This window comes from Mycobacterium sp. NGS39 (genome assembly GCF_059812765.1).
The window spans coordinates 1-202 of sequence record NZ_JCALDH010000043.1; the positions used below are offsets into that span (position 1 = coordinate 1).

General features: G+C 60.4%; 1 protein-coding gene. It reads left to right on the forward strand.

Annotated elements, in window-relative coordinates; genetic code table 11:
• Positions 1 to 56: 56 nt before the first annotated feature.
• Positions 57 to 202: helix-turn-helix domain-containing protein (locus AC5Y39_RS21270; RefSeq protein ID WP_500021728.1), on the forward strand; the 146-nt coding region annotated here is incomplete at its 3' end.

Consider the following 202-nt stretch of genomic DNA (forward strand, 5'->3'; position numbering starts at 1 on the left):
ACAGTGTTTCGGCTGATGCTTGACGGTTACTTCGGCTGATCCTTGACACTCCCGGAATGAGGGAGTTGAGCGTGGAAGAGCAGAGGTATCAGGCTGTGATGGCGGTCATCGGCGATGGTCTGTCGGTGTCGCAGGCGGCGGAGAAAGCAGGTGTGTCGCGTCAAACGCTGCATTGCTGGCTGGCCCGCTACGAGGCCGAGGG